Annotated in this window: 26 protein-coding genes and 1 tRNA gene; 10 read left to right on the plus strand and 17 right to left on the minus strand. The window is 37.3% G+C overall.

Features of this window, described 5'->3' with window-relative positions; all coding sequences use genetic code 11:
* Nucleotides 1-7: 7 nt before the first annotated feature.
* The 7 genes from JEOSCH030_RS02055 to fabF form a co-directional block, all read right to left on the minus strand.
* Nucleotides 8-226, minus strand: coding sequence for a heavy-metal-associated domain-containing protein (locus JEOSCH030_RS02055; protein WP_185124954.1), 219 nt, complete (start codon nt 224-226; stop codon nt 8-10).
* Nucleotides 227-398: 172 nt separating this feature from the next.
* A complete protein-coding gene (locus JEOSCH030_RS02060) occupies nt 399-2,543 on the minus strand; it encodes a DNA topoisomerase III (RefSeq protein ID WP_185124955.1) in 2,145 nt (714 codons plus the stop codon).
* Nucleotides 2,544-2,567: 24 nt separating this feature from the next.
* A complete protein-coding gene (locus JEOSCH030_RS02065; RefSeq protein WP_185124956.1) occupies nt 2,568-3,305 on the minus strand; it encodes a class I SAM-dependent methyltransferase in 738 nt (245 codons plus the stop codon).
* 96 nt (nt 3,306-3,401) lie between these two features.
* Nucleotides 3,402-4,136: a hypothetical protein gene (locus tag JEOSCH030_RS02070; RefSeq protein ID WP_185124957.1), complete on the minus strand. Its 735-nt coding sequence runs from the start codon at nt 4,134-4,136 to the stop codon at nt 3,402-3,404.
* 80 nt (nt 4,137-4,216) lie between these two features.
* Nucleotides 4,217-5,170 (minus strand): phosphate acyltransferase PlsX, encoded by a 954-nt coding sequence (gene plsX, locus JEOSCH030_RS02075; protein ID WP_185124958.1) that lies wholly within the window; start codon nt 5,168-5,170, stop codon nt 4,217-4,219.
* On the minus strand, nt 5,163-6,047 hold the full coding sequence (locus JEOSCH030_RS02080; protein WP_185124959.1) for a DegV family protein: 885 nt from the start codon (nt 6,045-6,047) through the stop codon (nt 5,163-5,165). The genes plsX and JEOSCH030_RS02080 overlap by 8 nt, the downstream gene beginning before the upstream one ends.
* Nucleotides 6,048-6,074: 27 nt before the next feature.
* On the minus strand, nt 6,075-7,298 hold the full coding sequence (gene fabF / locus JEOSCH030_RS02085; RefSeq protein ID WP_185124960.1) for a beta-ketoacyl-ACP synthase II: 1,224 nt from the start codon (nt 7,296-7,298) through the stop codon (nt 6,075-6,077).
* 193 nt (nt 7,299-7,491) lie between these two features.
* Between fabF and JEOSCH030_RS02090 the strand changes: the two genes are divergently transcribed.
* The 4 genes from JEOSCH030_RS02090 (at nt 7,492) to JEOSCH030_RS02105 (ending at nt 11,646) form a co-directional block, all read left to right on the plus strand.
* On the plus strand, nt 7,492-8,286 hold the full coding sequence (locus JEOSCH030_RS02090; protein ID WP_185124961.1) for a gluconate 2-dehydrogenase subunit 3 family protein: 795 nt from the start codon (nt 7,492-7,494) through the stop codon (nt 8,284-8,286).
* On the plus strand, nt 8,286-10,040 hold the full coding sequence (locus JEOSCH030_RS02095) for a GMC family oxidoreductase (RefSeq protein ID WP_185124962.1): 1,755 nt from the start codon (nt 8,286-8,288) through the stop codon (nt 10,038-10,040). Before JEOSCH030_RS02090 ends, JEOSCH030_RS02095 begins: the two co-directional genes overlap by 1 nt.
* Nucleotides 10,041-10,141: 101 nt before the next feature.
* Nucleotides 10,142-11,170, plus strand: a complete 1,029-nt coding sequence (locus JEOSCH030_RS02100; protein ID WP_185124963.1) for a M42 family metallopeptidase — start codon at nt 10,142-10,144, stop codon at nt 11,168-11,170.
* 71 nt (nt 11,171-11,241) lie between these two features.
* Nucleotides 11,242-11,646, plus strand: coding sequence for a hypothetical protein (locus tag JEOSCH030_RS02105; RefSeq protein WP_185124964.1), 405 nt, complete (start codon nt 11,242-11,244; stop codon nt 11,644-11,646).
* Nucleotides 11,647-11,750: 104 nt separating this feature from the next.
* Here the strand turns inward: JEOSCH030_RS02105 and JEOSCH030_RS02110 are convergent.
* Nucleotides 11,751-11,823 (minus strand) — tRNA-Ala (locus JEOSCH030_RS02110).
* Between the two features lie 48 nt (nt 11,824-11,871).
* Nucleotides 11,872-12,552 carry a DUF554 domain-containing protein gene (locus tag JEOSCH030_RS02115; protein ID WP_185124965.1) on the minus strand — a complete coding sequence of 227 codons (681 nt, stop codon included), beginning with the start codon at nt 12,550-12,552 and terminating at the stop codon, nt 11,872-11,874.
* A 102-nt stretch (nt 12,553-12,654) separates the two neighbouring features.
* Between JEOSCH030_RS02115 and JEOSCH030_RS02120 the strand changes: the two genes are divergently transcribed.
* Nucleotides 12,655-13,161, plus strand: a complete 507-nt coding sequence (locus JEOSCH030_RS02120) for an SRPBCC family protein (protein WP_185124966.1) — start codon at nt 12,655-12,657, stop codon at nt 13,159-13,161.
* 34 nt (nt 13,162-13,195) lie between these two features.
* Here JEOSCH030_RS02120 and JEOSCH030_RS02125 read toward each other — a convergent pair whose 3' ends face one another.
* Nucleotides 13,196-14,092, minus strand: coding sequence for an Ltp family lipoprotein (locus tag JEOSCH030_RS02125; RefSeq protein ID WP_185124967.1), 897 nt, complete (start codon nt 14,090-14,092; stop codon nt 13,196-13,198).
* A gap of 194 nt (nt 14,093-14,286) precedes the next feature.
* Between JEOSCH030_RS02125 and JEOSCH030_RS02130 the strand changes: the two genes are divergently transcribed.
* Entirely contained in the window at nt 14,287-15,891 is a 1,605-nt protein-coding gene (locus JEOSCH030_RS02130; RefSeq protein ID WP_185124968.1) for a M20/M25/M40 family metallo-hydrolase, read from the plus strand.
* A 177-nt stretch (nt 15,892-16,068) separates the two neighbouring features.
* Here the strand turns inward: JEOSCH030_RS02130 and JEOSCH030_RS02135 are convergent, their stop codons facing one another.
* A complete protein-coding gene (locus tag JEOSCH030_RS02135) occupies nt 16,069-17,064 on the minus strand; it encodes an acrylyl-CoA reductase family protein (RefSeq protein WP_185124969.1) in 996 nt (331 codons plus the stop codon).
* 157 nt (nt 17,065-17,221) lie between these two features.
* On the opposite strand from JEOSCH030_RS02135, the gene JEOSCH030_RS02140 reads away from it, so the two are divergent.
* Nucleotides 17,222-18,352: a glycerate kinase family protein gene (locus JEOSCH030_RS02140; protein ID WP_185124970.1), complete on the plus strand. Its 1,131-nt coding sequence runs from the start codon at nt 17,222-17,224 to the stop codon at nt 18,350-18,352.
* Nucleotides 18,353-18,398: 46 nt separating this feature from the next.
* Here JEOSCH030_RS02140 and JEOSCH030_RS02145 read toward each other — a convergent pair whose 3' ends face one another.
* From JEOSCH030_RS02145 to codB, 5 genes are all read right to left on the minus strand, one after another.
* Complete coding sequence (locus tag JEOSCH030_RS02145; protein ID WP_185124971.1) at nt 18,399-19,238, minus strand: hypothetical protein; 840 nt, start codon at nt 19,236-19,238, stop codon at nt 18,399-18,401.
* 180 nt (nt 19,239-19,418) lie between these two features.
* Nucleotides 19,419-20,063, minus strand: a complete 645-nt coding sequence (locus JEOSCH030_RS02150; protein ID WP_185124972.1) for a DsbA family oxidoreductase — start codon at nt 20,061-20,063, stop codon at nt 19,419-19,421.
* 2 nt (nt 20,064-20,065) lie between these two features.
* Entirely contained in the window at nt 20,066-20,221 is a 156-nt protein-coding gene (locus tag JEOSCH030_RS02155) for a hypothetical protein (protein ID WP_185124973.1), read from the minus strand.
* A 96-nt stretch (nt 20,222-20,317) separates the two neighbouring features.
* A complete protein-coding gene (gene codA / locus JEOSCH030_RS02160) occupies nt 20,318-21,577 on the minus strand; it encodes a cytosine deaminase (RefSeq protein ID WP_185125033.1) in 1,260 nt (419 codons plus the stop codon).
* Complete coding sequence (gene codB, locus JEOSCH030_RS02165) at nt 21,567-22,847, minus strand: cytosine permease (RefSeq protein ID WP_185124974.1); 1,281 nt, start codon at nt 22,845-22,847, stop codon at nt 21,567-21,569. Before codB ends, codA begins: the two co-directional genes overlap by 11 nt.
* Nucleotides 22,848-23,205: 358 nt before the next feature.
* Between codB and JEOSCH030_RS02170 the strand changes: the two genes are divergently transcribed.
* The 3 genes from JEOSCH030_RS02170 to JEOSCH030_RS02180 are packed head-to-tail and all read left to right on the plus strand — an operon-like array spanning nt 23,206 to nt 25,969.
* The gene (locus JEOSCH030_RS02170) at nt 23,206-24,594 is read left to right on the plus strand and encodes a YfcC family protein (protein ID WP_185124975.1); all 1,389 of its coding nucleotides are present in this window, start codon (nt 23,206-23,208) and stop codon (nt 24,592-24,594) included.
* A gap of 30 nt (nt 24,595-24,624) precedes the next feature.
* Nucleotides 24,625-25,071: an SRPBCC family protein gene (locus JEOSCH030_RS02175; RefSeq protein WP_185124976.1), complete on the plus strand. Its 447-nt coding sequence runs from the start codon at nt 24,625-24,627 to the stop codon at nt 25,069-25,071.
* A gap of 13 nt (nt 25,072-25,084) precedes the next feature.
* Nucleotides 25,085-25,969 (plus strand): RluA family pseudouridine synthase, encoded by an 885-nt coding sequence (locus tag JEOSCH030_RS02180; RefSeq protein ID WP_185124977.1) that lies wholly within the window; start codon nt 25,085-25,087, stop codon nt 25,967-25,969.
* A 28-nt stretch (nt 25,970-25,997) separates the two neighbouring features.
* On the opposite strand, the gene JEOSCH030_RS02185 is transcribed toward JEOSCH030_RS02180, so the two are convergent.
* On the minus strand, nt 25,998-26,468 hold the full coding sequence (locus JEOSCH030_RS02185) for a YbaK/EbsC family protein (protein WP_185124978.1): 471 nt from the start codon (nt 26,466-26,468) through the stop codon (nt 25,998-26,000).
* Between the last annotated feature and the right edge of the window lie 74 nt (nt 26,469-26,542).

A 26,542-nucleotide genomic window follows, 5' to 3' on the forward strand; every position in this document is an offset into this window, starting at 1 on the left:
CCTGAATTTATGAACTTGTTTTTACAGATTTAACAGGGTAACCTAATTGCTCGATTGTACTCTTAATATCTTCACCAGTGACTCTGTCGTCGTGTTCTACTGTGACTTTGTTTAAGTTAAATTTCACGTCTACTTTACTTACACCATCTTTTTTACTAATGCCTGTCTCAATTTTCTTAATGCAGCTTGGGCAAGTTAAATCCTCTGTTCTTAAGTTCGTTTTCATAAGTAAATCTCCTCCTGAATGTATTTGATTTCCTTTACTAACTTCATTGTATGGTAAGCTGTCATGCTTTAAATTGACCTAGGTCAATATTTTCTTGTATTTAAGAGAAATCTTGTCTTTAAATAAAAAAATGGCCTTAGAAGCTTAGTGAAAGCTTCTAAAACCATTAATCTTAATCGAATTTGAGTCCTTTTAATTGTTCAGCTAGAGCATTGTTAATAGGCTCTTCTTTTTGATTTGTATATTGATTGATCGTTCTTTTATCTACTTTACCTTTATTAGCTTTACTACGACGCGCTTGGAAGGTTGATAGCTTTTCTCTATGTCCACAAGTACAAGTGAAAATCTGACCATCACCTGATCCGCTCAAGGTCATTTTTTTCTTACAGTTCGGACAACGTGCATTAGTAATTTTCGCCACATTTCGTTTATAACCACATTCTCGGTCCTGACAGACAAGCATTTTACCCTTTTTCCCTTTCACTTCTAGTAAAGGTTTACCACATTCTGGGCAATCACGACCTGATAAGTTATCATGCTTAAAGGTTTTTTCACTAGCTTTAATGTCAGCTACAATTTCCTTGGTATGTTGTTTCATGTGGTCGATAAATTTATCTTTTTTCAGCTGACCTTTTTCAATTTGCTCAAGCTGTTTTTCCCACTCAGCTGTAGTCACAGGAGATTTAAGAATGTCTGGTGCTAAATCTAAGAGTTGTTTTCCTTTAGACGTCAGCTTGATGGCCTGTCCATTTTTCTCTAGATAAAAAGTATTAAACAGTTTATCAATAATATCGGCTCTTGTGGCAACAGTACCTAAACCACCTGAAAGAGATAAAGTTTTCTTATGTTTAGCATCCATATCAAAGTACTTAGCTGGATTTTCCATCGCCTGAAGGAGAGATGCTTCTGTAAATCTCGCTGGAGGTGTAGTTTCACCAGTCGTTTGAGCCACCTTATTGATAGGGAGTGTATCGCCCACTTTGATGCTGTGCTCAACATCAGAAGTTGCTTCATTATATAGAATTTTAAACCCTTGATTAATTACTCGATTAAACTTGCTGACGAGTGTTTCACCATTAATTTCAGCAGCAACTGTCGTTTCTTCATATTCATAAGGAGGTAGAAGGACACTTAAGAAGCGCTTAACCACAAGTTCATAGATGCGTTTTTCCCTTTCAGAAAAATCGGAGAAGAAGACTGGACTTTCAGTTGGAATAATAGCATGGTGGTCACTCACTTTTTGATCGTTAACGAATGAGCCATGTGCCTTTATAGGTGAACGTAAAATCTTAGCACTAGGCTTACTAAACTGACCAATGCCACTCGCTTGAACTCTTTCTTTCAAGGTTTCTACAATATCAGATGATAAAAACTTAGAGTCCGTACGCGGGTAAGTTAAGACCTTATGACGCTCATATAAGTTTTGGGTTGTCTGTAAGGTTTCTTTAGCTGACATACCAAAGATATTATTGGCATCTCTTTGGAGTTCTGTTAAATCATATAGTCCCGGTGCATACTGCTTTTTCTGCTTTTTCTGAACGTCTTTAACAGTCAGCGTTTTAGCCTTTAATTTTTCTTCGACTTGGTTGATTTTATCTTCATTAAAAATACTTGTTTTACCATTATGATCGCACCACTTGAATTTCAAAACATTCGTTTGGACATCGATACCATAGTACGTTTTGGGTTTGAAATTCTTAATGACTTCCTCACGCTCTTGAATAATCGCTAAGGTCGGTGTTTGTACGCGACCACAGTTGAGTTGGGCATTATGTTTGGTTGTTAATGCTCTTGTCGCATTCAAGCCGACATACCAATCTGCTTCACTTCTAGCAACAGCAGCATGATAGAGATTAAGATACTTCTGACCTGGTTGTAAGTTTTTAAAACCGTTTTGGATTGCTTTATCAGTGACTGATGAAATCCATAGACGTTTGATAGGTTTGTTCACTCTTGCATAATCTAAAATCCAACGTGCAACGAGCTCGCCTTCACGGCCCGCATCCGTCGCAATAATCACTTCATTGACGTCTTTTCGTTTTAACTGACTTTGCACCGCTTTAAACTGCTTGGTCGTCTTAGGAATATGGGTCAGTTTAAGTGGGCTAGGTAGCATCGGTAAATCGTTTAAATCCCATTTTTGATATTTAGTATCGTATTTCTCAGGGTCTCTTAAAGTTACTAAGTGACCGAGCGCCCAAGTAACGATATATTGACTACCTTCTAAGTAGCCATTGCCTTTCTTATTACAATTCAGCACACGAGCAATATCACGTGCAACTGATGGTTTTTCGGCGAGTACTAGACTTTTTGCCAAAATATTCATCCTTTCGTGCGTACTTTATCTATTTTTAGTGACTGAAATCATGAGAAACATCGGTCGACGGACCTCGTCTTTCATTTCAATCTTATCTTTTGTTAGTGCGTTCGGTGGTAATGTTTCTTTAACTGAATTCACAGTAAAACCAGCTTGGATCAAGCAATTAATATAAGTTGAAAGTGTACGGTGATACTTCGTGACCTTGTGACCTAAAAACTGTGCCTCTCTTACACTCTCTATATTGTAATCATCTACTGGCCAATATAAAGGCTCGCCCTTATTATCATAAATCCAATCTTGTTCAGGACGTGAGGTGAAAATAGGGTGTTCAACAGAAAATACAAATGATCCGCCAAAATTTAAGTAAGCATAAATTTTTTGACATAGACGGTCAAACGATTCAATGTAGTGGAATGTTAAAGAACTAATGACCACATCAAATTGTTGCTCGATAAAATCAATATCTTCAACCGCTAGTTGCAAGTAAGTGATCTTAGAGTCATCAGTCATGCTTTTTGCTTTTTCTATCATTTTCTCTGATAGGTCTACACCGATGACTGAACTCGCCCCTTGTGCTCTCGCATAACGGCAATGCCAGCCGAAGCCACAACCTACATCAAGTATATTTTTATCATTTAAGTCCGGTAGGAGCGCTTTAAACATCTCCCATTCACCAGCACCTTCTAAGCCATTGACTGAACGTGACATCTGACTGTAGGCAGTAAAGAAGTCAGGATTATCGTATTTATTTTCTTTCATTGAAGCACCGCCTAACTATGATTGTTTATTATACTAATTTAACATGAAAAAAGCATACTGAGGATAAACCCCAGCATGCTAGAGACTATATTATACTTATTTACTTACATCGTATGACCAATTCCAGTGTGTTCCATCATAATCAAAGTGGAAGTCGAAACTACCATATTTGAAATTATAATCATAAGGAACATTATGAAGCGGTGCTTCATTTAATACTTCTGGAGAGTGTAATGCTAACTTGGCAAGATATGCTTCATCTACTGGTTCTGTTAAAACCTTGTCCTCATATGACCATAACCACTCATTACCGTCATAGCTAAAGTTGAACTCACGATTGTCATAAGTGAAATTATAGTTATAAGGAACATCGTGAAGTGGTGCGTTATTCAGTGTTTCTGGTGAATTTAAGGCTAAATCAGCCAGTTTTTCTTCAGTCCATGGTGCTGTGATTTCTGTTTCATCATCATTGTCATTAACTGGTTCGTTTGCTGGATCATCGTATCCGTCTGGGATACCTTTGTTTTGTTCACTTGCAAACACTTCCGCTACTGCTTCGTTAAATTCTACTTGGGACAATTCACCTGAGTCTTTCTGACGTACTAAATCAGAAACTTTATCTTGAGATTCCTGTGGCATCCAAGATACGTCAAAGCCTACGTTTGCCCATCCGTCACCATCTGGGTCAGTACTTGAAGGTAAGTATTCGCCCCAGACAGTCTTTGCTCCATTCGGTTCTTTTGCCTCGTCCGCTTGTGCAGTTGCACTGAGTCCGCTGAATGCGACTAGGCCAGCTATTAAAGCTGAACTAAAAAGTGTGACTTTCTTCATAGAATTCACCTTCCTAATAGGAGTCTTTCTTACTATTAAATTATCATAAGTAATGAAATATCACAAATATGTGACAAGATTTAAGTCAATTTATAGGCCATATTTAAACTATTTTCAAACATGGTCATAGATGCGTGACCGTGCGTAATGACAATAGGTGATGGTAATCCGAGAATAAAACCTCCACCGATTTCTTCATTTGTATATCGTTTAAGAGACTTAGCCATGATTTTTTCTATAGTCTCTTTAGATTTAGCGTCTATTTCTTCTACTTTGATGTCTTGTGAGATTTTATTAATGACAGCCTTAGCAGTCCCTTCCACTGCTTTTAGCATAATGTTACCGTCAAAACCATTCGCTAAAATAATGTCGTGATTACCATTAATTGCTTGGTTAGGTTCTACATTTCCGATGAAATTTATCGATGTTTCTGATTCTAGCAGAGTATGTGCTGTTTTAGTGAAGTCATTCCCTTTAGTTTTTTCAGAACCGATATTTAACAGTCCAATTCTCGCTTGTTCGATTTGTAAAAAGTTTTGAGCTAAATCTTGGCCAAGTTTTGCATATTCTACTAAATGTTCCGGCTTACTCGCAATGTTAGCACCTGAGTCGATGAGTAAGTAGCAAGGTGATTCTATTGAAGTTGTTGGCATAACCGTAACTGAGGCCGGTCTTGAAATGCCTGGTGATTTGCCGAGTATTTTTAAGCTACTTGCATAGATTGCTCCGCTATGACCAGCAGAGACAAAAGCATGCGCCTCATGACCAGCAACAGATTGTATCGCTTGGACTAAAGCAGAGCTAGGTTTAGACCGAACAACTTTTAAAGGCGCATCATGGTCAGTGACTTCATTTTCTGTATGGATCACACTGATTCTATCTTGAGATTGAGGTAAATGTTTCATGATTTCATCTTGATGACCAAAAAGTAGACAGTGCACATCATCTTGGCGATTCAAAAAATTTAGAACAGCTGGAATGGTAATCTCTGGACCGTAATCGCCACCCATAGTGTCAACGGCGATTTTAATCATGTGGAAACTCCTTGTAGGTTGGCATGAAACCAACTGATAAAGCCCCTTTACCTAGGTGAGAACAGAAAGCTGTTCCAATGATAGACAAATCGACTGTTTGATCTAAGGCATCCTGTAAATTTTCTGCTAGTTCTTTTGCTTTTTCTTCAGATAAGGTGTGACCAATACTAATTAGTAGATTTTGGTTTGGATGTTGTGAGCTAAATTCTTTTCCTATATCTGTCATGGTTTTTATCATTTGTTTATTTGTTCTTAAAAGATGTCTAACTTCAGGTGTAGTCCCGGGTACATATTCTAAGACTGAGCGTGTTTTTAGAGCTTGATTTTCATATTGAGTGAGTGCTTCGCCTCGGCCACCTTTAATTAAATTATCGTTCGTTTCTAAACAGATGAAAAAGCGGCTATCTGACATTAAGGTTTGTGCATTTTTAATAATGGATTCAGCTTTTAAACCTTGATCAATCATCGTTGATATTTGAAGAATAATTTGTTCCATATTCACAGATAGACCCACAGCATCTAGATTATAAATATTGAGTCGATCTCTATATTCTTCACTGACTAACTCAGCAGTATTGAATGTTCCGCTGACCCCTGAGCTTAAGTAAACACCAAATACTGTGTCATAACCTGCTTTAATAATTTCCTCATAGCGGTCATGATAATCTTGAATGTTTGGCTGAGATGTTTTTGGCTGGCCAGTATCTTTAGTCATCCAAGTTTTAAAAAAGGTATCAAGATGATTTTCGTCCGTAGATTCTGTAATGACTTCTCCGTCAGGTAAGACTAGAGTAAAGTCGACTTGGAAAATATTCTCTTTATCTTTTAAAGGATGTTTTAAATATGCTGAACTATCACAGAGTATTGCTGCTTTCATTAAAGAAATCCTCCCTAATATTATGTGTCAGTATTTTTTAAATAATAGTGATGCGTTATGTCCACCAAAGCCAAAAGAGTTAGATAGGGCGTAGTTGATTGTTTGACTGCGGCCTTTTAGTGGCACAAAGTCCAGGTCAAATTCAGGCTGGTGTAAGCCAAGCGTTGGTGGGATAAACGACTCATTTATCGCTTTAATGCTGACTAAGGCCTCAAGTGCCCCAGATGCCCCAAACATATGTCCAGTGTAACTTTTAGTACTGGAAATTGCTGTTTTTTTACTCTCTTTGCCAAAAGCGATTTTAATGGCTCGTGTTTCACTCTCATCATTTAATGGTGTCGACGTACCGTGAGCATTTATATAAGAGACTTCAGTAGGACTAACCTTTGCCATATTTAAAGCTTGGCTCATCGCTCTAGCAGCACTTTCTGCCGATGGATCCGGTGCTGTGGCATGATAGGCATCCGTAGTTGCCCCGTAGCCAACAATTTCGGCATAGATAGGTGCCTGTCTTTTCTCAGCTGAAGCTAGAGATTCTAGCATCAATATTCCAGCACCTTCAGCAGGAATAAAACCATCGCGTTCTTTATCGAATGGCCTCATGGCAGAATCAGGATCATCATTAGTAGACATTGCTCTTAAAACTGAAAAACCACTGTAGGTAGAATCGCTCAAAGTACCTTCCGCACCACCTGCTAAACAGGCGGATAATTGGCCAGTTTTAATTTTTAAAAAGGCTTCTCCTATAGCGTTTGTACCACTAGCACAGGCTGTTGCTATGGACATAGAAGGACCTTTGATGTGATAGTGCAAGGCAATATTCGCTGCTGCCATATTACCAGGAGTCTTAATGTGGAAAAAAGGTTCGACTTTATTCGGTCCCTTACTAGCTAGCTTCAGAACATTCTCTTCCATGGATACATAACCACCGGAGCCAGAACCAACAATCACACCGATGTCGTATTGATTATCCTTAGTGATTTCGAAATGGCTATCTATTAGCGCTTGATGGCTTGCTGCTAAGGCATATTGTGAAAACAAGTCCATGCGCCTGATTTCTTTTCTATCAATAAAAGAAGAGGGATCAAAGTTTTTCACCTGACCAGCGAGTTTAGTCTTGTAATGTTTTGGATCGATACGACTGGCAAGAGAAATACCATGTTGACTGTTTATAAGACTGTTCCAGGTCTCATCTACATCAAGACCAATTGGATTTACTGTCCCCATACCTGTAATTACCACTCTGTTCATTTTGTCACCTCTAAACATTGTTACAAAAAGGTCTTGTATTTGACCATATTATATCATACAGCTAGGGATTAAAGCCTTGTAAACAATTCATAAAAAAAGGTAAAAATATCCTTCAAATTTTTGACACAATTGATGATGAAATATACAATTAGGGGGAGTCTGTTTTAAACAATTTTAATGAGGGGGTATGAGCATGGCTGACGAAAAAAATGAGAAAGTTTTCTCCCGTCGTGATTTTCTAAAAACAACTGGTGTAGCAGCTGGGGGAATTGCTGGTGGTGCTTTACTAGGTGGCTTTACTGGATTTAAGTTTGGAGAGGATCAAACTGAGGAAGGTGACGCGAATACAGAGACTGGTGGAGAAACTGCATCTGGCGAAGGAGAGTCAGGCAGTTCACTTGTAGATGCTAGAACTTACATTAGTAGACAAGAAGACTTTGCAGCACTCGCAGCAGCAACAGAGAGAATCTACCCAGAAGACGATAATGGTCCAGGTGCGATTGAACTTGGTGTACCGTACTTTATCGATAGACAGTTATACGGAACATGGGGTACAAATGGTACGGATTACCGTATGGGACCGTTTAGACCAATGTCTTCGGACACACATGGTCGTCAAGAAAAGATGGACCGTGGTGAGATGTTCTTAATGGGTATTAGACGAATGATGTCTTATGCAACAGAAGAATATGACGATGATTTTGTAAATCTTGACGGTGAACAGCAAGATGAAATTCTTAAGGCATTTGAAGCGGATGAAGTCGAAATTGAAGGAATGAGATCGTCTGCCTTCTTCTCACTTTTAAGAAGTACAACAATTGAAGGTGTCTATTCTGACCCAACATATGGTGGTAACCGTAATATGGAAGGTTGGAAGATGATTCAATATCCAGGTCCTAGAATGGGATGGATGGACCAAATAACAGCAGAAGAGTTCCAAGAGATTGAACCAGAAGCTCTTAGAGCTTACCAAGGGGGCGGAATGTAATGGCGACTGAATTAGAAAAAGTAGATGTTGTCGTTGTCGGCATGGGCTGGGCTGGCGGTATCGTCAGTGCTGAACTTGCTAAAGCAGGCAAAAATGTAGTCGGCTTAGAGAAGGGTCATAATGCAAAGCGTAGTGACTACATTGGTGTTAAAGACGAATTAAGATTTGATAATAGATTTGAGATCATGCAAACACTTAAAGGTGACACGATTACATCTAGAAACGAAATTGATGAAACAGCCCTACCAATTCGTACGATGAAAGATATGCAACTTGGTGCTGACGTTGGTGGAGCGAGTGTTCACTGGGCAGGTGCGACTTATCGTTACTGGCCATATGAATTTGAAATTCGTAGCCAAACAATCGAGCGCTACGGTGAGGATAAAATTCCTGATGACATGAACCTACAAGACTGGGGTATTACTTACGAAGAGTTAGAACCATATTATGAAAAATGGGAAAAAACGGCTGGTATTTCAGGTGAACAAGATCCTCTTGCACCTGAGCGTAAGATGGAATGGCCAAACCCACCGTTAAATGAAACGCCATCTTTAAAATTATTTAAAGAAGCAACAGCGAATCTCGGATTACATCCTTTCCAAATCGCTGCAGGAAACATGTCACAAAACTATGAAAACCCTGATGGTGAAAAACTGAATGCATGTATGTACTGTTCATTCTGTACACGTGCAGGTTGTGACTTTGATGCAAAATCAGATCCATTAGCAACAGTTGTTCCAACAGCACTTAGACATGATAACTTCGAATTAAGAACACGCGCTAACGTACGTCGTGTCTTATATGATGAAGATAACCAAAAAGCAACAGGTGTTATGTATACAGATGAGCAAACAGGTGAAGAATTCGAACAACCTGCAGATGTTGTCGTCTTAGCTGCCTTTGCCTTTTCAAACAACCGTTTACTTATGTTATCTGACATTGGTGAGCAGTATGATCCAGAAACACGTGAAGGTGTAATTGGTAGAAACTTTAATGGTCAGTATAACTCTGCTTTCCACGGTGCAGTTGGTTACTTTGAGAACGAGAAATGGAACCTTTACATGGGAGCTGGGGCACTTGGTGCTGCGGTAAATGACTATGCAGCGGATAACTTTGACCACACTGATTTGGACTTTATCGGTGGCGGCGCTATTGAGTTAAGACAGTATGGTTTTGCTGCGATTTCAAGTAGTAATAACTATCCTAAAGATACTCCAAGCTGGGGTGCAGAATATAAGAAGCAATCACTGAAATATGCTTATAGTGCACTGCATATTTGGTATACAAGTATCGCAATGTCTTACTGGCATAATTACTTAGACTTAGACCCAACATACAAAGATGAGTACGGTGATCCATTACTTCGTGCAACATATAAATTTGGTTCAAATGAACGTCCAATTGCTGAATTTGGAGTAGAAAAATGTGTTGAGATCATGGAAGAAATGGGAGCAGATATTGTTGAAGCGGATGAAATTCCAGATGAGTTCGACCATGTCTTCTCAGGTGGACACTACACTGGTGGCGTCGTTATGGGAGCAGATCCAGAAACGTCAGCAGTAAACAGTTACTTACAAATGTGGGATGTAGATAATCTATTCGTAGTCGGCGGTTCAGCCTTCCCACAATTCGGAGGACATCACCCAACACCAACAATCGGTGCCTTAGCATATCGTGCGGCTGAAGGTGTTGAGCGTTACTTAGAAGAAGAAGGACAACTAGTAGAACCAGAAACTGAAAGTTCAAATGCTTAAATATTTATGAGACCGACTGATGAATCAGTCGGTCTTTTTTTACTTGGAGTATAAGCTAAGCAAAAGTGTATAATTAAGATATATGAAAAGGGGGATTTTGTGTGTTTAAACAAGAAGAAACGGTACAGTTTTTAAAAGAGTTACTGACAATTAATAGTCCAACAGGTTATACAAGTGACGCCATTCACTTCCTTAAAGGTGCAGTGGAGAATCTTGGTTATGAAGCGAGCTTAACACCTAAAGGAAATCTACTTGTTAATGTTGAAGGGGAAGATAAAGAAATAAGTAGAGGTTTAAGTGCCCATGTAGATACGCTAGGTTTAATGGTGCGTTCTATTAATGAAGATGGTACTTTATCATTAACAAAACTCGGTGGACCTTTAACTCCAACTTTAGATGGTGAATATTGTGATATTATCACACGTGATGAGACGGTCTATACAGGTACTATACTTTCTAAATCACCGTCTATTCATGTCTTCAAAGATGCATCTACTAAAGAAAGAGATATAGACAACTTAGTAGTTAAACTAGATGAACGCGTTGAAAACAAAGAGGATGTTAAAAAGTTAGGCATTCAAAATGGGGATTTTATTGCCTATGATCCTAAAGTCTCAGTGACGAAATCTGGTTTTATTAAATCGAGATTTTTAGATGATAAAGCGTCAGTTGCACTTTTAATCAGCATTTTAAAAATGTTAAAAGAAGAAAATGTAACACCTAAAACGAATCTCACTTTTATTTTTTCTACTTATGAAGAAGTCGGTCATGGTGCTGCATGGATTCCAGAAGATATCAGTGAATTACTAGCAGTTGATATGGGATGTATAGGACTTGATTTAGATTGCACAGAATATGATGTGTCGATTTGTGCCAAAGATTCGTCAGGTCCATATGATTATGAACTGACAAGTAAGCTCATTAATTTTGCTAAAGAAGACAACTTAAATTATGCAGTAGACATTTATCCAATGTACGGTAGTGATGCATCCGCTGCACTTTCAGGTGGTGCAAATATAAGAGCAGCCCTAATCGGTCCAGGTGTTGCAAGCAGTCACGGCATGGAACGTACTCATGTAGATGCTTTGAAGAACACCTTTGAATTAATCAGCAAATATATTATGAACTAGGTGACAAAATAGAATTAGAATCATTATTGTAGGGTAATGGAAAGTAAGACAATTTCCACAAGGTGATAGTAGTGCGTAAACTAGAATATGTTGTAATGAATTTTATCTTTCCAGCAGTAGTTATATATACTATAGTTTGTGATTTTTTATATGAACATGAGTGGGTTACCTTTGGCCTCCAATTCGGGCCATTATTTGCAACGATTGCTTTTATTATATTGATGGTGCTATTGGATTCACGGGATTCAGAAGACATTGAGGAAACTGAAGCAGATAAAAAAGCAGGGCAAAACAGAGTTATATTCATCATTGTTCTAATCATTTCTTTAAATATATTTTGGGGTCAGCCTCAAATGTCTGTTCTGAACATTACACGCTTTGAATTTTGGCTAGTATTTATAATTCTGCCTTTAATGAATAAATTTGATTATAAAAAGAGAACTGATAATGCTCGGAGTGAAAAAAGAACATTTTGATAAGAGAGTGGTCATGACTTATCACCACTTCTAATATCCTACTTAAACCAAAAAAGACAGCTTAGAAATTTTTAGATTTCTAAGCTGTCTTTCTTATTTTTTAATGGAGCCAAGGGGGTTCGAACCCCTGACCTTTGCACTGCCAGCGCAACGCTCTCCCAGCTGAGCTATGGCCCCCAACAAACAATATATATAGTCTAAGCTAAACTTGAACTTAATTCAAGCTTAGCTGAAGAAGTTGAAAATTACATACATAAGTGGCACTACGAGTAGGGCTGGTAGATAGTTCATTGTTTTAAAGGATTTGATGTTTAAAATTCCTAGACCGGCCATCAAAATTAAAATACCACCAATAATATTAACTTCGTTTAATATATCTACGTTGATTGAACTTTCCATAAACAAGGCAAACAAGTAGATTGAGCCTTGCCAAAGAAAGACCGCAACTGCGGACAAGACAATGCCAAAGCCGAAGGTTGAAGCGAGGACAATAGAAGTGATACCATCCAGAATCCCATTAGTAATCAGGTATGTGTAGTTTTGATTCACTGCAGCTTCAACTGGTCCGAGTATAGATAAGGTTCCAATACAATAAAGTAAAATAGCAGTGGATAAGCCTTGAGCTAAATCTCCTTTTGAATATTTACTAACAGCATTATTAAATTTATCTTCTAGGTTTAACATCTGTCCGATTACGCCACCTAAAGCTAACGATAAAATAAATAAAACTGGAAATTTACTTTCAGGCATATATTGAACGATAGCATTGACACCTATGGCGAATGCAACCAAGCCCATAGCAGTCATCAGGACATCGTGATATTCTTTTTTAATTCCTTTGTTGAAGAGACTGCCAATCGTTGATCCTATGATGATCATTATTACATTAAAAATAGTGCCTATCATTAAAAATTCTCCTTATTTCAAACGCAAGATAGTTATTATATTACGCTATTTTAGTATAAAGTAGTATGTGAAATAGAAATTTTTTGAATAGGGGTGTTGAATATGGCAGACAAATCGGTAGTAAACTTAACAATGGTAAGAGATTTTGAAGTGGAACCAGATAGAGTATTTGAAGCATGGACAAATCCAGAACTCTTTAGAAATTGGTTCATGACTCTACAAGCAACAAATAAAGTTGCAAAAAATGATTTACAAGTCGGTGGTGATTGGGAAGTCATTGACCACAGACAAGGCCAAGATTTCAGAGCCATCGGAACTTATAAAGAAATAGTAGACAATGAGAAATTAGTTTTCACTTTTAAGATGCCACAATTCAGCTCGGATGAAGATCTTTTATCAGTAGCTCTAAAGCAAACCCCAGCAGGAACGAATATGATCTTTTCACACGATATCACAGTATTACACGAAGATAATTGGACAAAAGAAGATATTGAAAGAGCAGAAAAGGAATATCATGACAGTACAGAAGAAGGCTATAACTATATGTTTATGGGCTTAAAAGAATTAGTAGAGACTGGCAAGGTCAGTTATACAGGAGAAGGAAATTAAGAAAGAGCCCTGAATATTCATCAGGGCTCTAAATTTATAAGTCGGTTTGGTCTACACCATAAGTGGCTTCTTCAACGCTAAAACCTTCAAAGACTAATTGGTCTATTAATTCTACTCTTGAAAACGGCATAGTATCCAAATAATCAATTGCTTTAAGTTTAGCTTGTTCCTTCCAGTCAACCTCAATTTGATCGACCGCATAACTCGCATCTTCTGCAGGGTAACCTTCAAAAACTAGTTGGTCGACTAAACCAGATTTTGAAAACGGCATACTCTTCAAGTAACTTTCAGCCTGTTTTACAGCATTAGCTTGAGACATTGTCTCACCAGTTTTACTACTATTACTATTTTCTGCATCTTCAACTTGAGTCGCACCGTAGTTGGCTTCTTCTTCACTAAAACCTTCAAAGACCAATTGCTCAATTAAACCATCTTTTGAAAATGGCATAGTTTCCAAATAATCTTGAGCCTTAAGTTTAGCTTGCTCCATCCAGTCAACATCTAGTTTTTCTACAACGTTAGTTGCTTCTTCTGTTGAATAGCCTTCAAACTCTAATTGATCTATTAGTCCAGATTTTGAAAAAGGCATTGTTGTAATATATGTTTCCGCTATAAAATCAACTTCAGAGGAATTATCTACTTCAACTTCTTTTTCTTCTGTAATATCTTCAGTTTTTTCATCAGCGCTTACCTCTGTTGTTAAGTCATCACTTAAGCTGGATTCTTCTTCATTATCCAAATCAGTATCTGGTTCTGTGTCAGCTGTTGTTTTAGACTTACTGTCATTAGAAATATTAGCTTCCGGTTCTTCTTCTAAATCTTCATCGACTCCACCAATTAGATTGGATAACAAAATAATACCGATAAACAAGGTTGGGACAAGGAACCAAAGACGTTTGTAAAAAGGTTTTTTCACTTTTTCTTTAGACATGTTTTCTCCTTTGAATTTATTTACAATATCAGGAATAATTGTATCATGATAACAAATATAAAACCATTAATTTGAATAGAATTCGAAATAAATTCAAAATCATATTTATATCTTAAATTCTAAGCAAGTTAGTTAGAATAAAGGTATGATAGATAAAAGATTATTTGAAAGTTTTTTAAAAAAGGGGAATGAATATGGAACAAAACGGTTATCTGTGGCAAGGTGCAGTTGATATCGAAGCACTTTTATACGAATTAGTATCTTGGCAGAGTTTATCTGGAAGCCAAGGGGAGATTGATTTTCCATATAAATTAAAGGACAAACTATTAGAGCTAGAATATTTTAAAAAACAAGAAGATAAAATTCGTTTGTTTGATGCTGGTTTTGCTAGAAATGCGCTCTCTGCTTTATATAAAAATAAAAAGACACAGGATACGGTTGTCTTGATCAGTCATTTTGACACGGTTGGAGTGGAAGAATATGGGCAGCTCTCTCATTTAGCTTTTGATCCAAAGACTTTAACAGAAAAGCTGAAAGTTTCAGATGTTAATTTATCTAAGGAAGCTCAAGCAGATCTTGAAACAGGGGAGTTTGTTTTTGGACGTGGCGTGATGGATATGAAAGCAGGCTTAGCGCTACATATGCATATTTTGGAACAGGCAATCAAAGAAGAATGGGACATTAATATCTTACTCATCACTGTACCAGATGAAGAGGTGAGTTCTGCAGGCATGCTAGCAGCTGTGCCGGGTCTGGTTCAATTAAAAGAAGAGTATGAGTTAAATATTAAATTGTTCTTAAATGGAGAACCTTCATTTACTCAAGAGCCACAAGATAATAATCACTACATATATTCAGGCTCAATCGGTAAAATTATGCCAGCTGCTTTATTTTATGGCATTCCTACACACGCTGGTGAGCCCTTAGGCGGTATTACTGCACACTTTTTATCGTCTTACTTGAATAAGAAAATGGAATTCACTGACCGATTTAAAGAGTCATTTGACGGTGAGACAACGCCGTTACCAATCTGTCTACAATCAAATGATTTAAAGGAGAATTATGACGTTCAAACTTCTCACCATAGCTATTCCTTGTATAATGTTGTCACTATGGAGCAGAGTGCACGAGATGTCATGATGATTTTTAAGGAAATTGCTGAAGAGGCAATGGATGAATGTCGAAAAGATTACTTAAGGATTGTAGAAGATAATAAGGTAGAAGCTTTACAGTGCATTAGGGTGATGGAGTACCGTGAAGTTTTAGAATATTTCATTGATAAATACAGTCAAGAAGAAGCGGAACGTTTAATTAAACCGATGGTTGAAAATTATCAAGGTGATCAAAGAAAGCTAACTTTACTTATTGCTGACCGTTTAATGGAATACTGTCAGGAACTCGCACCAGCGACAATTCTAATGTTTGCTCCACCTTATATGCCAGCAGTAAACTCATCAGATGATGAATTAGTTAAAAAATTGATTGATGTGACAGAAAAAGCATTTGAAACTTCCTACAACCACACGGTTGTAAATAAACATTATTTTAATGGGATTTCAGATTTATCGTATGTGAATTTTTCTGCTGAAGATGATGATTGGGAAGTGTTCAAGCATAACGCCCCACTTTGGGGAGAGACCTATTCAATTCCATTTGAAGATATGCAAAAACTGAATGCACCAGTGATGAATATCGGTCCTTTCGGCAAAGATGCACATAAATTGTCAGAGCGTCTGCATAAGAGAAATGCATTTGAGATGTTACCTCAAGTATTAAGAGAGGTTATTTTATCAATATAAAAAGAAAAGGGCTGGGATATAAATCCTAAACCTACAAGTAAAAAATGACCTGGAAAACAGAAATATAGTTTTCCAGGTTTTTTTCCATTCGACATCATTTCTGACAGATCCAATGGAATTTTCATCGATATTTGACCTAGAGACTGGACTTTTGTCCCAGCCCCTTTTTTTTTAAGATTATAACTTCAAATTAACAATTGTACGTCCTTTTGTTTTTCCATCGATAATATCGTGAAGTGTTTGTGGTAGCTCATTCAAGCTCACTTCAGTCACTGCTTGTGAGTCAAGAATATCTGGTTTTAAATCTTCACCCAGTCTTTTCCAGGCTGCAATTCTTTTTTCTTTTGGATAGTAAACTGAATCGACCCCAAGCCAGTGAATACCGCGTCCTATAAAGGGTAGGACACTTGTATGAACTTCAACGCCGCCAACTAAACCGAAAGTTGCTAATGCACCTTCAGGTTTCAAAGTTTTGATAATATATTCAGTTGTTTTACCACCAACAGGATCAATCGCTGCTTGGTAGAGTGGCTTGTTGACTGGTTTGTCATGATTATTTTCTACTTCACTTCTATCGATAACATCATTAGCACCAATTGATTTTAAGTAATCTGTGTTTTCTTTACTGCCACTACTTGCGACAACTTCGAAACCTAATTTGCTCAACATATTAACTGATAAAGACCCTGATCCTCCGGAAGCACCTGCAACGAGAATTGGCCCTCCCTCTTTGTGTAGACCGACAGCCTCAAGTTTAGTAATAGCAATTGCTGCAGTGAGACCTGCAGTCCCTAGAATCATTGACTCTTTTAGAGTAAGCCCAACGGGTAGGTGATGGACATAATCAGCGGGGACTTTAGCAAGTGCTGCATAACCACCGTTAATGGCAGTACCAATATCATAGCTTGTTGCGAGAACATCATCACCGACTTTAAAGTGATCATTTTCAGATTTCACCACACGACCTGCTAAATCAATCCCAGGTGTAATCGGATAAGTTGTAGCGATTTGTCCGAGCGCTGCAACCATGCCATCCTTGTAGTTAATGCTGGAATAATGCACATCAATCAGAACCTCATCTTTAGCTAGATCATCATCCATAGTAAGAGTTTGAATACTCATTTCGGTCTCATCGTCTTTCTTATCTACGACTAATGCCTTATAATCCCTCATAAAGAGCCTCCTTTAATCTTGTAACTTCATTTTAACTATCAAAGTTGGCTAATGCATGTAATATCTCTTCTTGAGCGACTTTAAAGAAGTATGGTGGGTGTAACAGATGCAATCATAAAAAACTATCAAATCTAACAGATTTATGAGGGTGAGTAGGATGAAAGTAATTGTTGGCATGGATTCTTTTAAGGGGAGTTTATCTTCTGTAAAAGCAAATATGGCAGTCAAAAGAGGTTTTCAAAAAATATATCATGATGCTGACATCGTGACTTTTGCAATGGCTGATGGTGGAGAGGGTACAACAGAGACTTTAGTAGATGGTATGAAGGGCGATTTAATAGAAACGACAGTTCTAGGACCACTGAAAAAAGAAGTCACTGCTTCATATGGTTATATAGAAAGTGATGAGCTCGCAATTATAGAGGTTGCTTCAGCATGTGGACTGACCTTACTAAAAAATGAGGAATTAAATCCCCTTAAAGCAACGAGTTATGGTGTCGGTCAGATGATTCAGCATGCTTATAAACAAGGAGCTCGAAAGTTTATTATTGGTCTCGGTGGAAGTGCGACAAACGACGGTGGTGTTGGTATGTTGCAAGCCTTAGGTTTCAAATTTTTAGATAAAAACCATAAGGAGATTGAACTTGGAGGCGACTATTTAAGGGATATCGCTGAAATTGAACCGACTCAAAAATTTAAAGATTGTCATTTTAGAGTAGCCTGTGATGTGACCAATCAGTTATATGGTAAAAATGGCGCTACATATGTATTTGGTCCTCAAAAAGGAGTAACAAAAGATCAATTGGAACCACTCGATGAAGGACTTAAACATTTCGCTCAAAAAACTGAGAGCCTACTAGATATAGATATTGATTCTATAGAAGGTGGGGGTGCTGCTGGAGGTTTAGGAGCTGCCTTTTATGGTTACTTGAACGGAGAATTAGAATCAGGTATTTCACTGATACTTGATGTGTTAAAGGTCGAAGGTGCTGTCAAAGAAGCGAATTTAGTAGTTACAGGAGAAGGGCAGTTAGATGCTCAAACGTCCATGGGGAAAGTGCCAGCAGGTATGGCAAAACTTGCTAAAAAACACGACTTACCGATTGTCGCAATCGCTGGTGCTTTAACAGATGATGCTTATAGCCTAAATGAATATGGCATCGATGCACTTTTTAGTATTCAAGATCGACCAAGAGATATAGAAGCGGCTATGGATAATGATGTCACAGAAGATGGCATTGAAAAGCTAGCAGAACAAATTGCTAGAACCTTACACATAAATCTATAAAAAGAAGGGCTTGGATATCTATCCAAGCCCTTCTTAGTCTTAAATATTATTTATCATTGTAAGTCCAAGTCCAATTTTTTCCGTCAGATTCGAAGTGATAGACATACTTATCATCAGAGAAGGAAATATCATAGCTACCTTCTTTAACAGGTCGCTCGATTAGAACTTGTGGGTCATTATGAACGAGATTAATTAACTCTTCTTTTGATAATTCATCGTACTCATTTTCAAGTTCATCGTATGACCAAGTCCAATCTTGACCATCATAAGCAAAGTGGAATTCACGACCGTCATATTCAAAGTTGTAATCATAAGGTACGTTATGAAGCGGTGATTTATCCAATTTTTCTGGTGAGTTTAAAGCTAAGTCCGCCAGATATTCTTCACTTGGTGGATCTGTTAAAACGTCTTCATCACTAGTCTTATTTGCTTCTGCAGTATTTCCATCACTTTCATCATTACCATCATCTTCTAAAGATACTTGTTTATTATCCTGGAATTCTTCAGGTAGTGGTTGGTGTGGTCCGTCTGCATTAAATACTGTATCATCCGTCACTTTAACGGGACTGTTAACTAGAGCATCTTCTTCTGCAAAGATTTCAGCAACTTGTTCGTTATAATCCGCTTGTGATAATTGTCCACTGTCTTTTTGTTGTGAGAGTTCATCAATTTTATTTTTTTGATCTTGAGGTAACCATTCTGTAGAAAATCCACCGTCAGCCCAACCGTCTCCATCTAGGTCAAATTGAGGAGGTTCTAGAGTACCCCAAACTGTTTTAGCATAATCTTGATCAGCTGTTTCGTCCGCTTGTGCAGGCGTATTAAATCCGCTAAATGTAAGTGCACCGGCTACTAATGCTGTTGTGAATAAAGCTTTCTTTTTCATTAGAGAAGTCCCCTTCCTTAGATTTGAATCTTTATTCTACTGACACGGGAACACATGATTTATTATATTTCAAATATATTACAAAATAATAAGAAATCGAAATAAATCTGATAATTAAAGATGTCTATATAAAGCAAAAAGAATGAAACAGAGATTTCTGCTTCATTCTTTATAGTAGTTTTATTCAGCTTGTTCTTCAGCGTAAATTTTTCCTAAAGCTTCTTCAAATAGTTCGACTGGTTGTGCACCAGAGATTGAATATTTGTCATTGATTAAAAAGAATGGCACACCTTGCACACCAAGTTGTGATGCTTGAGAAATATCGACATTGACGTCTTGATCATAGTCTTTATTCTCTAGTATCTTTTTAACTTCTTCGGCATCTAGACCAACAGATTCAGATAAACGAATGATTGTATCGAAATCGTTTAAAACTTCACCATCTTTAAAGTGAGCTTGATAGAACGTTTTGAAGAAATCTACATCTTTGCCTTTTGTTTTAGCATATTGGAAAACTCTATGAGCATCTAGTGTACTTGTCAGCTTAGCATTATCATAATTGATTTCAACACCAGCATCTTTAGCTGTCTCTGTGACTTGTGACAACATACCTTGTGCTCTTTCTACAGGCATGCCTTTCATTTTAGAGAAAGTTTCTGCATATGCTTCTCCTGGTACATATTCAGCATCAGGCATCAAAAGGAAACTCTTATACTCTATGTTCACATCATCTTTATGCTCAAATTTACTTAAAGCATTGTCTAAATTAGCTTGCCCGATATAGCAAAACGGACATACGAAGTCTGACCAAATTGTAATTTTCATTATTACTTATCCTCATTTTCTGTTGTTTTATTATCATTGACTGGACCACAGATGCCGGTTTCAAAATCACAAACCATACCTGTTTGACCGCCAAAAGAAAGTGGCTCCACTTTTTGATCTTTTACATCTGTTTGCTTGGATTCTTTATTTTCGACCATCATGTGCACCTACCTATTACTTATATATTGTAAGTATATTTTAACAAGTAATTGATAATAATACGAAAAACTTGTCTGGATAAGCTATAGAATGTCTTAACGATCAAATGTAACATCTTCAATTTCTTCTAAGTTGATCGTAGTTTCGCTCGGTTTAGTACTTGCGATGAGTTTACCTTTTCTAAATGAATGCGTAACTACAGCTTGTTTACGGATAACTTCATATTCATTATTTGCATTTAAAATGATAAAATTCGCATCTTTTCCTACTTCTATTCCATACTTGTCTTCGATATGGAGTGTTTTTGCACTATTCTTAGTGACTAAATCTATTGAGTTAATAATTTCATCTTTCCCCATTAACTGTGCAGCATGAATACCCATATGAAGAACTTGCAGCATATTACCCGTACCTAACGGATACCATGGATCAAATATATCATCGTGACCAAAGCAGATGTTCATACCTGCAGCTTGAATTTCTTTTACTCTTGTTAGACCACGTCTTTTTGGATACGTATCAAAGCGACCTTGTAAATGAATGTTTATCAGTGGGTTTGAAACGAAATTAATATTTGATAATTTTAGGAGTCTGAACAATTTTGCAGTATAAGCATCATTATATGAACCCATAGCTGTTGTATGACTAGCAGTTGTTTTCTCACCTAAACCACGTTTTAGTGCTTCGTTGGCAACAACTTCAACAAATCGTGATTGTTCATCATCAATTTCATCACAATGGACATCGATGAGTGTATCGTATTTTTCAGCGAGATCAAAAGCGATTTTCAGAGATTCGACCCCGTACTCACGAGTGAATTCAAAGTGTGGGATCGCACCGACCACGTCAGCTCCAAGTTTAAGCGCTTCTTCTAAAAGTGTTTCTCCATTTGGATATGACAGAATCCCTTCTTGTGGAAAAGCGACCAATTGAATTTCAACAAAGTCAGCTAGTTCTTCCTTAACTTCAAGCATTGCTTTTAAAGCAGTGAGTTCTGGATCTGTGACATCAACATGGGTACGAATATATTGAATACCTTGGGCAATTTGCCATTTTATCGCTTGTTTAGAGCGTTGTTTAACATCTTCTATTGTTAATGACTCTTTTCTCTCAGACCATCTTTGAATTCCTTCAAATAATGTACCGCTTAAATTCCACTCAGGTTCACCAGCAGTCAGTGTTGTATCTAAGTGAATATGAGGTTCGATAAAAGGAGGCAAGACTAAAGCGCCATTGATATCGATAACATCTTCACCTTGAATATCTTCCTGGCTAATTTTTTTGAACTTACCATCTTCGATTAAAATATTCCATAAACCAACTTGGCCTCTTAAACTTGCATTTTTAATAATCACGTACAATTTCTTCCTCTCTATTTATTGGATTTTTAACTGATACCGTTTGACGATAGCTTGCTAGTTTCATTGTAATGATATAGATCACACTTGTACCAATTAAAGCATTCAGTGGCGGGATACCCGGTACAAAGTTCGCTAGGATAATACCACAGAGCCATGCGAATAAGGCTATAGGATTGACTGCTTTAAATTTAGTCGTTGAGAAGGCTTGGTATTCTCTCTTTCTGACAATAAAGTAATCTGCTAAAATTATTGCTCCAATAGATGGAAGTGCTGAGCCGAGCAGTGTTAAAAAGTCTACAAAGTTATTGTATAACCACATTGCGCTCAATGTACCTAAGATGCCATTAACAACGACAATTTGTTTCTTAGGTAATTTAAAAATGTTTGCAAAACCTAGTCCAGAAGCATACAAGGCACTGTCATTAGTCGTCCAGATATTTAAGCCGAGAACAATGATAGCTGGTATCATCAGACCCTGTAGCATCATGACTTCAGAAACATCGGCAACTCCAAAGGCCATTGCACCGATTGCACCAAATAGAAACATAAGAGAGTTACCGATGAAAAAAGCTATTACAGCAGAACTTACAGCTGATTTAGGGCTTTTGGCAAAACGAGTGAAGTCAGGTGTCAAGGTGCCAGCACTAATAAATGATCCAACACAAATGGTAAGTGCCAAAGATATACTCATTGCTTGACTTGGTTCATAAGCCATCAGGGCTTCCATACCGCCCATTGAGTCTATAGCGTTAGTCATTGAATAACTACCGAAAATTGTAATTGTAGGTACTGAAATAAAACCGAGTATGGCTAAGGCTTTTAAGCCAAAGATTGATGAGATTGTCATAGCGATGCCGAAGACGCCAATGAGGATATATACATTAATACCTGTGGCCATTGATACTGGTACTGCAAACATTGCTAGACCGACACCGAACCAAGCAACTTGAGTTGCTGCAAGTAAAAATGAAGTGAGATATGAGCCTTTTTCACCAAAGGCGTAACGAGCGAGTAGATGAGTAGATAGTCCTGTTTTTGCTGAGATATAAGCGAGGGCGCCTGTGTATAAACCAAGAATTAAATTACCGCATAGGACAATTAAGATGAAATTCCAAAAAGATAATCCTTGGCCAAGTGTGCCTCCAGACCACATGCTTGCAGAGAAAAAGCTGAGTGAAACCATTACAACTAAAATATTCCAAAAACTTTTGCGATTACTTTGAGGTACTGCCTCTAATGAAAACTCTGTGTCTTTTGTAGACATAATCATTCCTCCAGATTCTTAAATTAAGAAACTGGCGCCGAAGGGCACTTACTTGAATGTTTCTGACAAAAAAAGCTTCTTGCCAGAAACATGACAAGAAGCTTTTGTATATAAGAAAATATGACAAGATAAGGCTAAATAAGCCTAGACCTGTCCATTTTCATTATATCGCGCTGTCCTTGTCAGTCTCTCTGGACTGATTTAAAGGCACCAGTATTTGATTACTAAAAGTATTACATAAAAATCTCTAAATGTCACGTCCATATTATAATGATTAAATATACAATATTTAGGTTATTTATAACATTGATTTGTGGTAGTATATAAACAATTACATAAAACAAAGGGGGAAACATATTTGAAACACACAAAGACCAAGAAAAAATGGGAATTTCCTGATACATATGTCATAGTGTTTGGAGTTTTATTACTCGCAGTTTTGGCAACTTACATTATGCCGGCAGGTACTTTTGATCGTGAGGAGATCGATGGGGTTACTACGATTGTTCCAGATACATATGAAGGTGTGACACAAGCACCTGCAGGTTTAATGGACATCTTTTTAGCAATTCAAACAGGGATGATTGAAAGTGCAGATATTATATTTTTAGTATTATTTGCAGGAGGAATGTTTGAAGTCATCTCTAGATCAGGCGCAATTCAAGCAGGTATATATTCTGCGATTGATGTAATGCGCGGGAAGGAATTTTTACTACTAGCAACAATTATTACAATTTTTTCTATAGGTGGGGCAGTTGGAGCGCTCGGCAACTCAGTTATCGCTTTTGTCGCGCTTGGGGTCATGTTAGTTAAGGCCTTGAAGTTCGATGCAATTGTAGCAGTAGCAATTACCTTTAATGCGGCTTTTATTGGTTTTGCGGCAGGTTTTTTAAATCCTTATACAGTCGGTATTGCACACAATATTGCAGAACTGCCTTTATTTTCAGGTCTTGGTTTTAGATTGATTGCCTTTGTAATTTTAACAGGTGTCACGATTTGGTATACTTGGCGCTATTGTAAAAAGATTTTAGAAGATCCGAATAAGAGTCTTATTGGAGTAGAAGATAGTGAAGAATCACTTGAGTTAGATAATGAATTTACCGCTCGTCACAAGTGGATACTTGCTATTACAGCTTTAGGTTTGATTTTCTTTATTTTTGCAGTGATTAAGTTTCAGTGGACGACTAATCACATGGCTGCATTATTTATCCTAATTGCCATCATTACAGGTTACATTGGCAAAATGAACTACAATGAAATTGCGATTACTTTCATTGAAGGGTGTAAAGGCTTAATTTACGGTGCTTTAATTATCGGATTAGCAAGAGCTGTCTTAGTTATCATGGAAGATGGTTTGGTTTTAGATACACTTGTTAATGCTTTATCAGAGCCACTTTCAGCACTACCACCCGTGGCAACAGCACTAGGTATGTTTATCATGAACTCTATCTTCAACTTCTTTGTACCATCAGGGAGTGGTCAAGCAGCAATTATGATGCCAATTCAAACACCGCTCGCCGATATGATTGGGATTACGAGACAAGTATCGGTTTTAGCTTTTCAATTTGGTGATGGCTTTTCGAACTCCCTTTTCCCAACTTCAGGTACCTTAATGGCGAGTTTAGCAGTGGCAGGTGTGCCGTGGGTTAAGTGGGCAAAATGGTTCTTACCTTTATTTATTATCTGGTCAATCATTGCTATGATATTATTAGCTATAGCAGTTATGATTAACTTAGGACCGTTTTAAGACAACATTTTAGGAATAGGAGAGGGCACAATGGAAATTTACAAATACAAAAATGAAGACATCGCAGCAAGCCCAGAAGATATCTTTCGTTTTGTTAATGATGATAAAGCGTTAAAGAGGATTTTTTCTATCTTAAAAGATGTTGAATATCATACCAAGGGTAGACGTGTGAAAGGTTCAAAGTTTCGTATAACGCTAGGCGTTAGAAATAAGACCTATCGTTTTAGAAATGAAATCGTAGAAGCAGTTAAAGACCGCAGTATTACAATGAAAACGAAACTAAAACAGGGCGTTATAACGACGGTATTTAATGTTACCCCAGTAGGTGAACATTCAAAACTAACTGTACAATCTAGTATTGAGAGTGGTATGGGTGTTAGAGTGTTTGTAATGACGACTAAACCGCTAGTAAAGGTTATAATGAATAAGGAAATGAACAAATTTATTGAAGAGGTTGAAGAATATTCAGCTTCATAAGTGGGGATTTAGAATGCACAAAAAGAAGAGAGAAAGTAATGAATGGTCTGTAGAAAGTAAGACTACACTGTTAGAATTTCTGTTTACAGTTATGCCGAAGAAAAGCCGAAGCACTGTAAAAGGGATTTTAAAACGTGGACAAGTCACAATTAATGGTAGACCAACGACTCAGTTTGATGAACCTTTAAAAAAAGGTGATATCGTCACTGTCAAAGACAGAGCAGCATCATCTGATATAAAACTAAAAGGTATCGACATTGTCTATGAAGATGATGATTTGATGGTGATCGATAAGATGCATGGTCTATTAACGATGGGATCTAAAACTGAAAAGAAACAAACCGCTTTTCGTATGTTGATGGATTACGTTAAGAGTATGCATGAGAATAATAGAATTTTCATTGTGCATCGACTGGATAGGGATACTTCTGGACTGTTGATTTTTGCGAAATCCAGAATGATTCAACAAAAACTACAAAACACTTGGACAGAGACAGTTGATAATAGAAGTTACGTCGCTTTAGTAGAAGGTAAGGTTGAAAAAGACGGTAGTATTACATCTTGGTTAACTGAAGATAAGATTTATAAAATGCATTCTAGTCCTAAACCAAATAAAGAAGGACAAAAAGCAGTTACTCATTATAAAGTAACCAAATCAAATCGTAGATTTACCTTATTAGAAGTGAAATTAGAAACGGGTCGAAAAAATCAAATTCGTGTGCATATGGAGACAATCGGTCACCCAATTGTTGGGGATAAGAAATACGGAGCGTCTACCAATCCAATTAATCGACTGGGCCTTCATGCAAGCGTACTAGAATTCACTCATCCAACGACTGGTAAGAAATTAAAATTCAAATCGAACGCCCCTAAGAGTTTTACTAGAGGGTTTAAGTAAAAAAAGATGAGCATTTGCTCATCTTTTTTTAATTCATTTCTTTAGAAATATCTACCCATTTAGGGAAGTTTGTAAAGGTTTCTAATTCTTCTATAGTGATTTCAATGGCACTATTCGCACTGCCACAAGCAGGATAAACGGTATCAAATCTTCTCAGTGATTCATCTAAGTAAACTGTGACATCATTCTTCAAACCAAATGGACAAACACCGCCAGGTGGGTGGCCAGTTAATGCTTCGACTTGGTCACCTTTAATCATTTTAGCTTTAACTCCAAATTCAGCTTTGAATTTAGCATTTGCTATTTTTACATCTCCAGCCATAACGACTACGACGGTCTGATCATTTACATGAAATGCCATAGTTTTAGCAATTTCTTCCTCTTTACAATTCAGTGCTAAAGCAGCATCCTTAACTGTTGCACTTGATTCTCCCAATACTTGAATTCTATCATCAGCTTGATGCTTTTTAAGGCTTTCTTTAACGGATTCTATTGTCATAATTATCCTCCATCTAACTTTCAAATAATTCACACGGTTTTCAAGTTGAAATTTGTATGTTAGTATACCATATT

The organism is Jeotgalicoccus meleagridis (genome assembly GCF_903994045.1).
GTDB lineage: Bacteria > Bacillota > Bacilli > Staphylococcales > Salinicoccaceae > Jeotgalicoccus > Jeotgalicoccus meleagridis.

Bases quoted from the DNA above. Each gene is read 5' to 3' on its own strand.
- plsX (WP_185124958.1), bottom strand. From the start codon at position 5,170: ATGATTAAAATCGCCGTTGACACTATGGGTGGCGATTACGGTCCAGAG.
- JEOSCH030_RS02180 (WP_185124977.1), top strand. From the start codon at position 25,085: ATGCACAAAAAGAAGAGAGAAAGTAATGAATGGTCTGTAGAAAGTAAG.
- JEOSCH030_RS02095 (WP_185124962.1), top strand. From the start codon at position 8,286: ATGGCGACTGAATTAGAAAAAGTAGATGTTGTCGTTGTCGGCATGGGC.
- JEOSCH030_RS02130 (WP_185124968.1), top strand. From the start codon at position 14,287: ATGGAACAAAACGGTTATCTGTGGCAAGGTGCAGTTGATATCGAAGCA.
- JEOSCH030_RS02055 (WP_185124954.1), bottom strand. From the start codon at position 226: ATGAAAACGAACTTAAGAACAGAGGATTTAACTTGCCCAAGCTGCATT.
- JEOSCH030_RS02070 (WP_185124957.1), bottom strand. From the start codon at position 4,136: ATGAAGAAAGTCACACTTTTTAGTTCAGCTTTAATAGCTGGCCTAGTC.
- fabF (WP_185124960.1), bottom strand. From the start codon at position 7,298: ATGAACAGAGTGGTAATTACAGGTATGGGGACAGTAAATCCAATTGGT.
- JEOSCH030_RS02155 (WP_185124973.1), bottom strand. From the start codon at position 20,221: ATGGTCGAAAATAAAGAATCCAAGCAAACAGATGTAAAAGATCAAAAA.
- JEOSCH030_RS02185 (WP_185124978.1), bottom strand. From the start codon at position 26,468: ATGACAATAGAATCCGTTAAAGAAAGCCTTAAAAAGCATCAAGCTGAT.
- JEOSCH030_RS02135 (WP_185124969.1), bottom strand. From the start codon at position 17,064: ATGAGGGATTATAAGGCATTAGTCGTAGATAAGAAAGACGATGAGACC.
- JEOSCH030_RS02120 (WP_185124966.1), top strand. From the start codon at position 12,655: ATGGCAGACAAATCGGTAGTAAACTTAACAATGGTAAGAGATTTTGAA.
- JEOSCH030_RS02125 (WP_185124967.1), bottom strand. From the start codon at position 14,092: ATGTCTAAAGAAAAAGTGAAAAAACCTTTTTACAAACGTCTTTGGTTC.
- JEOSCH030_RS02115 (WP_185124965.1), bottom strand. From the start codon at position 12,552: ATGATAGGCACTATTTTTAATGTAATAATGATCATCATAGGATCAACG.
- JEOSCH030_RS02065 (WP_185124956.1), bottom strand. From the start codon at position 3,305: ATGAAAGAAAATAAATACGATAATCCTGACTTCTTTACTGCCTACAGT.
- JEOSCH030_RS02175 (WP_185124976.1), top strand. From the start codon at position 24,625: ATGGAAATTTACAAATACAAAAATGAAGACATCGCAGCAAGCCCAGAA.
- JEOSCH030_RS02080 (WP_185124959.1), bottom strand. From the start codon at position 6,047: ATGAAAGCAGCAATACTCTGTGATAGTTCAGCATATTTAAAACATCCT.
- JEOSCH030_RS02140 (WP_185124970.1), top strand. From the start codon at position 17,222: ATGAAAGTAATTGTTGGCATGGATTCTTTTAAGGGGAGTTTATCTTCT.
- JEOSCH030_RS02145 (WP_185124971.1), bottom strand. From the start codon at position 19,238: ATGAAAAAGAAAGCTTTATTCACAACAGCATTAGTAGCCGGTGCACTT.
- JEOSCH030_RS02090 (WP_185124961.1), top strand. From the start codon at position 7,492: ATGGCTGACGAAAAAAATGAGAAAGTTTTCTCCCGTCGTGATTTTCTA.
- JEOSCH030_RS02150 (WP_185124972.1), bottom strand. From the start codon at position 20,063: ATGAAAATTACAATTTGGTCAGACTTCGTATGTCCGTTTTGCTATATC.
- codB (WP_185124974.1), bottom strand. From the start codon at position 22,847: ATGTCTACAAAAGACACAGAGTTTTCATTAGAGGCAGTACCTCAAAGT.